Origin of the sequence: Staphylococcus sp. HMSC055C03, assembly GCF_001809385.1 — a bacterium.
In the GTDB taxonomy this organism is placed as follows: domain Bacteria; phylum Bacillota; class Bacilli; order Staphylococcales; family Staphylococcaceae; genus Staphylococcus; species Staphylococcus simulans.
The window spans coordinates 48,652-54,807 of record NZ_KV797496.1; the positions used below are offsets into that span (position 1 = coordinate 48,652).

Consider the following 6,156-nt stretch of genomic DNA (forward strand, 5'->3'; position numbering starts at 1 on the left):
CACATTACCGCTTGTTAAATTCAGACCTTAATATTATTGTTTATAGATTATTTTACGTCTTTGATAAGGTATTCTAAAGTACGTACTAATTGTGCAGTGTAAGACATTTCGTTGTCATACCAAGCTGCAACTTTAACTAATTGACGACCAGATACAGTCATAACACGAGTTTGAGTTGCATCGAATAATGAACCGAATGTCATACCAACTACGTCTGAAGATACGATTTCGTCTTCGTTGTAACCGAATGATTCGTTAGAAGCTGCTTTCATAGCTTCGTTTACTTCTTCGATTGTTACGTCTTTGTCTAATACAACTGTTAATTCAGTTAATGAACCAGTTGCTACAGGAACACGTTGAGCGCCACCGTCTAATTTTCCGTCGATTTCAGGAATTACTTTACCGATTGCTTTAGCAGCACCAGTTGAGTTAGGAACGATGTTTTCAGCTGCTGCACGAGCACGACGTTTGTCGCCTTTTCTGTGTGGACCATCTTGAGTATTTTGGTCACCAGTGTAAGCGTGGATAGTAGTCATGAAACCTTCTACTAAACCGAAGCTGTCATTTAATACTTTTGCTACTGGAGCAAGTGAGTTTGTAGTACAAGAAGCACCTGAAACGATTACGTCAGAACTGTCTAAAGTATCTTGGTTTACGTTATAAACGATTGTTTTAACGTCACCAGTTGCTGGTGCAGAGATTAATACTTTTTTAGCACCTGCGTCAATGTGAGCTTGTGCTTTTTCGTCGCTAGTGTAGAAACCAGTACATTCTAATACGACATCAATGTCTAAATCTTTCCAAGGTAATTTGCTTGCATCTGGTTCTTCGAATGATTTAACTTCTTTACCATTCACGCGGAATCCGCCATCTACAACTTCAACTTCTTCAGTGAAACGTCCTTGCATTGTATCGTATTTTAATAAGTGTGCTAACATTTCATCATCTGTTAAGTCGTTTACTGCTACTACATCGATACCTTCAACATCTTGAATTCTTCTGAATGCTAAACGACCGATTCTACCAAAACCATTAATTGCTACTTTAACTGCCATTATTATGGCCTCCTTTAAAAGATATTGTTAAAAAGTGAAGTCACTTTTTTAAACTAAATTGATTGTGATTGAACTATATTTCTTGCTGCGCCTTCATCTGTAATTAGAATTGTGTTCTTAGGAGCAATGGATAGATACGCTCTGATCGCATCTCCTTTTGAAGCACCTCCAGCTACAGCAAAGATATATTGCTTCGATACTAAATCTTCCATTTGAAGTCCTATCGTTTTAACTTTATGAACGATATGACCTTCGCTGTCGAAATAATATCCAAATGCTTCTCCGACTGCATTGTGATGTTGAAGCTTTTCAATCACTTGTTTAGACGAATGACGTCTATTTGCCATTTTCAGCGCATCACCAATGCCGTGGACGGTTATATTTGATTGTTTAATTATTTCTAATGTATTTCGAACTGAGGGCTCTTGAAGCAACAACTCATATGTTGATTCACTGACATTGTCAGGAACATATAATGTTGTATATTCTCCGCCAGTTTGCTGTGCCATACTTGCTGCAATCGTATTCGCCTGATATACCACATTTTCACCTAAGCCACCTCTTGCGGGGACATAGAATGTTTTGAATGATAGTACATGCATTGATTCACTCACAGAGGCCATTGTGGAACCTCCTGTGATAGAAACGATAGCATCTTCGTAAAAAGTTCGTTCTAATAACTGACCTGCCTGGCTGCCCATCTCTTTTTTTACAGCACTATCCATATCGGTATCACCAGGAACAACATAAACGTTTTTAATTTGATAACGTTCTTTTAACAGTTGTGCTAGATGATAACCGTCTGAATACATGTCAAAGTATGATTCTAAGGATTCAATCAATTCATCGCCTTCAGGAGTTAATTCCATTCCTGTCGGTTTTACCTTGATTAATTCTTGCTTTTTCAACGTATTCGTTTCTGATCTCAACACACGTTCAGTCAAATTCATATATTCACTTAAACTTCTTCTTCCGACTGGCTGGTGCATTTTGATAGTAGTGAGTATTGTAAATCTTCGATACATTTTTTCGACAAGCTCAGGAATCAATTTCTGTTGGACTTTAAGCAAGTCTTCCACTACTATTTCCTCCTCTTTTTATTTAAGGGTCAACATGCAACCATGCTTTGACGTTTTTAGTCCCAGGCGGGACAAAAAAATAACATCTCTTACAATTGTCATAATACTATCATCTGGAATAAAAAGCAAGCTTAAACACTCACTTCAATTCTATTTAAGTAATATTGTTGTGAACAACACTACCTTTACAAATATATTATACCCTTTTTCCACTTAAGAAATCATCTGAAAACCACTTTTTCTTATCATTATATTTTCAGTATTCCCTACTTTATAATGGATATGTACGAAGGAGGTAGTTGCATGACAAATAATGACCAACCTGAAGTCATTGATCCCAATGACCCTCGCTATAAAGATGATGATTACTTTAAACATAGTCCAAGTGAACACCAGCGTTCCCGCTTCGAACAGGATAGAAAAATAAAATATTATTCCTTCGGCTGCACGCCATTCGGATGCGGTTGTTTACCTGTTGTTGCGATTATCGCACTCGTTATCACTTGGCTAATCAGTTTTATCTCATAATGAAAGGACCACAGTGCTTTTGGCATTGCGGTCCTTTTTATGAATTAATCGTCTGACTTCTGTTGGCTCGATTGACTTGAACTTGATTGGTTCGAGCTTGAAGACTGACTTGATTGTGTATTTTGTTGTGGTGCTTGTCTTTGCTGAGTGCTTTGTGATTCATTTACTGACCTTGACTGCTGTTCTTGCCCTGGCCTGGGCTGACTGCTTTGTTGTTGTTTTTCTTGCTGTTGCTGTTTTTGTTGTTGCTGTTGTTTTTGCTGAGCAGCTTGTTGTTCTCGTTGTTGCTGTGCTTGCTCTTTAGCTTGCTGTTGTGCTTGTTCTTGACGTTTTTGCTGAGCTTCTTGTTGTGCTTTTTGTCTTTCTTGAGCCGCTTCTCTAGCTTGCTCACGTTGTTTCTCTGCTTGTTCTTGAGCTTTTTGTTGTGCTTCTTTATCATCAGAACTATCTTTTTGTGGTTTTTGTTCTTTTTGTTGCGCTTTTTGTGTTGCTGCATTTTGACGGGCTTGTTCAGCTTGTTGTCTTTGTTGTTCACGTTGTGCAGCTAATTCATTTTGTCTTGCTTGTTCTGCTGCTTGTTGATCAGCAATTTCTTGTTGACGTTGTTCCTCTTCTTCTTTTTCTTTTTTGCGTTTTTCTGCCTCTCGTTTTTTCTTTTCAGCACGATCTTTTTTCTCTTGCTCTTCTTTTTTCTGTTGTTGACTGTATCGTTCGCTGCTCTTCTTGTTATTATCTACAAAAGCAAAAGTCGCAAATGCTAAACCGAATAATAAGAAAAATACGATTACAGCACTTAGTATCTTAGCGGGTTTGCTCATTTTATTGTTAGACATGTGCTCTCCTCTTTCCAATCCCTTTTCTTTTTCTATAAGTTACTTGAGTTACTTATTTTGATATATTAACTCATACCCTTTTTTACAACATCTTCACTATTATATCTGAGCTGTATTCATTTATATATCATAACATTTTCCACTAGGGTATACATTATTTTGCTTAGGAAACATTTTATAATTTCAATATTTATTTGAATAGGTTAACAGAAGGCGATTGGTCAAAAACCAAGTAAGATGATTAATTGATATAAGATTGTTATAATATACTACATCAACAACCGTAAAAAGACATGATAAAGGACCTATACGTTGCTCGCATAGGTCCAATACTAAAGGGAGTCAAAATTTCACCTTCGCATGTATATTATGGGGTATACTATTTTTAATTAAGAGATGTTTAATTAATTTCGAAGGTACTTCTATTATAACTTAGCTATAAGTGATTTAAACAAGATTACATAGTTTAAATTGACATATTAATGACTAAACATTGAATAAATAATGAATGTTTAGAATGTCTATAATCTATTGGGTTTCGGTATCCAAAACGTTGTTTAATATTAATGAGGTGAATATAAAAATGAAAGAATTTCTTATTACAGGCGGTACAGGTTTAGTTGGGAGTCATTTAGTAGATGCAATACACAGTACAGATTCACATATTACTATTTTAACTCGTCAAGATCGTCAAAACTTAGATGATAAGATCACCTATGTTAACTGGAGTAAAGAAGGTTGGGAAGATAAAGTCCCAGATCATATTGATATTGTGATTAACTTAGCAGGTGCATCATTGAATAAAAGATGGACAGATGAATATAAACAAACTTTGATGTTAAGTCGTATTCAAGCCACACAATCACTTTATGAATTGTTTGAACATAAAGGTGAGTTCCCTAGAATTTTATTCAACGCAAGTGCAGTAGGTTATTATACACCAGATGTGCACCGTACTTACACAGAATTATCAAAATGCGATCCGCATGATTTTCTATCTGATATCACATATCAATGGGAACGTTTTGCGCGTAAATTCGAACAACATGGTACGCGTGTCATTATCGGTCGTTTTGGTATGGTGCTTTCAGATGAAGGTGGTGCTTTACCAACTATGGAATTACCTTACCGCTTCTATCTCGGTGGTAAATTAGGTACTGGTTTCCAATGGTATTCATGGATTCACATTACAGATTTAACACGTGCGATTCTTTTCTTAATCAATCAAGATGATGCTTCAGGCGTCTTCAATATGACAACACCTATTGCTGAGCGTCAAAACTTATTCGGTTATGCTTTAGCACGTGCAATGCACAAACCACATGAATTATGGGTACCAAGTGCACTGTTACGCTTAGTTTTAGGACAAAGAGCAACGATTATCTTAGATACGCAAAAAGCAATTCCGAACCGTCTAGATGCTTATGGTTTCAAATTTGCATATCCTGACTTAAAATCAGCACTTGATAGTTTAGTTCATGAGTAAAAAGCTATATAATATATTTGTATTGTGAGCGCTTATTACTAAATGAAATCATAAAAAATTCGAGCGTTTATACAGATATAGCAAGTATAGTGAATGAAGGTGTATGAATGGATAAAAGCAGTCTTGTAACACGTATTTTAGTAATCATTGCTGGATTACTTTTAATATGTATCGGCAGTTTTTCAATGACGCGAGCTATCCCTTCTTTATATATTGCACTGTTTTACCTAATAGTTGGAATTATTATATTAGGGTGGACCGTCATTAACTTAATAAAACATTATAAAAGACAAAAATAAGAGTTCCGGAAAACCCCCGGAACTCTTTTCATTTCTATATTTAATAACAACTTATTTTTCAGGTTGCATAACTTCGTCGATCAAGCCGTATTCTTTAGCTTCATCTGCAGTTAAGAAGTTATCACGATCAGTGTCTTTTTCAATTTGTTCAATTGATTGACCTGTACGTTCTGATAAGATTTTGTTTAATTTAGCACGTGTTTTTAAGATGTGTGTTGCTGCGATTTCGATTTCAGTCGCTTGACCTTGTGCACCGCCTAGTGGTTGGTGAATCATTACTTCAGCGTTAGGTAATGCGAAACGTTTACCTTTAGCACCTGCTGCAAGCAAGAATGAACCCATTGAAGCAGCCATGCCGATGCAGATTGTTTGTACATCTGGTTTAATGTGTTGGATAGTATCATAAATTGCGAATCCAGCTGTTACACTACCACCTGGAGAGTTGATATATAGATAAATATCTTTCTCAGCATCTTGTGCTTGTAAGAATAACAATTGTGATACGATTGAGTTTGCTACGTTATCATCAATTGCTGAACCTAACATAATAATACGGTCTTTCAATAATCTTGAGTAAATGTCATAAGCACGTTCGCCGCGATTTGTTGTTTCAATTACTGTAGGAATTAAATTCATTCTATTTCCTCCTTGTACTTTTATGAATTATCCTTATTTTAACCTAAAAGTCAAAAATGGTCAAAAATAAAACTCACACCTTTATAATATCATCATATTGACCACTCTACACGAGACAGGTACACTAATAATTGCATGTTAATATTTACCCCTCGTAGTGTAATGGATAACACGTAAGATTCCGGTTCTTGAAATGGGGGTTCGATTCCCTCCGAGGGGGTTATTCATGTTTTTTAAACC

The 6,156-nt window shown here is 36.1% G+C and carries 6 protein-coding genes and 1 tRNA gene; 3 read left to right on the top strand and 4 right to left on the bottom strand.

Annotated elements, in window-relative coordinates; translation table 11 throughout:
* Positions 1-47: 47 nt before the first annotated feature.
* Together gap and HMPREF2603_RS08760 are read right to left on the bottom strand one after the other, a co-directional pair.
* Complete coding sequence (gap, locus tag HMPREF2603_RS08755) at positions 48-1,055, bottom strand: type I glyceraldehyde-3-phosphate dehydrogenase (protein ID WP_002481566.1); 1,008 nt, start codon at positions 1,053-1,055, stop codon at positions 48-50.
* Between the two features lie 53 nt (positions 1,056-1,108).
* On the bottom strand, positions 1,109-2,134 hold the full coding sequence (locus HMPREF2603_RS08760) for a sugar-binding transcriptional regulator (protein WP_060804159.1): 1,026 nt from the start codon (positions 2,132-2,134) through the stop codon (positions 1,109-1,111).
* A gap of 303 nt (positions 2,135-2,437) precedes the next feature.
* Between HMPREF2603_RS08760 and HMPREF2603_RS08765 the strand changes: the two genes are divergently transcribed.
* Complete coding sequence (locus tag HMPREF2603_RS08765) at positions 2,438-2,662, top strand: hypothetical protein (RefSeq protein WP_002481564.1); 225 nt, start codon at positions 2,438-2,440, stop codon at positions 2,660-2,662.
* Positions 2,663-2,706: 44 nt separating this feature from the next.
* Here the strand turns inward: HMPREF2603_RS08765 and HMPREF2603_RS08770 are convergent, their stop codons facing one another.
* On the bottom strand, positions 2,707-3,495 hold the full coding sequence (locus tag HMPREF2603_RS08770; RefSeq protein WP_002481563.1) for a DUF4887 domain-containing protein: 789 nt from the start codon (positions 3,493-3,495) through the stop codon (positions 2,707-2,709).
* A 583-nt stretch (positions 3,496-4,078) separates the two neighbouring features.
* Between HMPREF2603_RS08770 and HMPREF2603_RS08775 the strand changes: the two genes are divergently transcribed.
* Positions 4,079-4,981, top strand: coding sequence for a TIGR01777 family oxidoreductase (locus tag HMPREF2603_RS08775; RefSeq protein ID WP_060804158.1), 903 nt, complete (start codon positions 4,079-4,081; stop codon positions 4,979-4,981).
* Positions 4,982-5,331: 350 nt separating this feature from the next.
* On the opposite strand, the gene clpP is transcribed toward HMPREF2603_RS08775, so the two are convergent.
* Positions 5,332-5,916, bottom strand: coding sequence for an ATP-dependent Clp endopeptidase proteolytic subunit ClpP (gene clpP / locus HMPREF2603_RS08780; protein ID WP_002481561.1), 585 nt, complete (start codon positions 5,914-5,916; stop codon positions 5,332-5,334).
* A gap of 148 nt (positions 5,917-6,064) precedes the next feature.
* Between clpP and HMPREF2603_RS08785 the strand changes: the two genes are divergently transcribed.
* A tRNA-Arg gene (locus tag HMPREF2603_RS08785) sits at positions 6,065-6,136 on the top strand.
* Positions 6,137-6,156 lie beyond the last annotated feature (20 nt).

Bases quoted from the DNA above. Each gene is read 5' to 3' on its own strand.
- HMPREF2603_RS08775 (WP_060804158.1), top strand. From the start codon at position 4,079: ATGAAAGAATTTCTTATTACAGGCGGTACAGGTTTAGTTGGGAGTCAT.
- HMPREF2603_RS08765 (WP_002481564.1), top strand. From the start codon at position 2,438: ATGACAAATAATGACCAACCTGAAGTCATTGATCCCAATGACCCTCGC.
- HMPREF2603_RS08770 (WP_002481563.1), bottom strand. From the start codon at position 3,495: ATGTCTAACAATAAAATGAGCAAACCCGCTAAGATACTAAGTGCTGTA.
- gap (WP_002481566.1), bottom strand. From the start codon at position 1,055: ATGGCAGTTAAAGTAGCAATTAATGGTTTTGGTAGAATCGGTCGTTTA.
- clpP (WP_002481561.1), bottom strand. From the start codon at position 5,916: ATGAATTTAATTCCTACAGTAATTGAAACAACAAATCGCGGCGAACGT.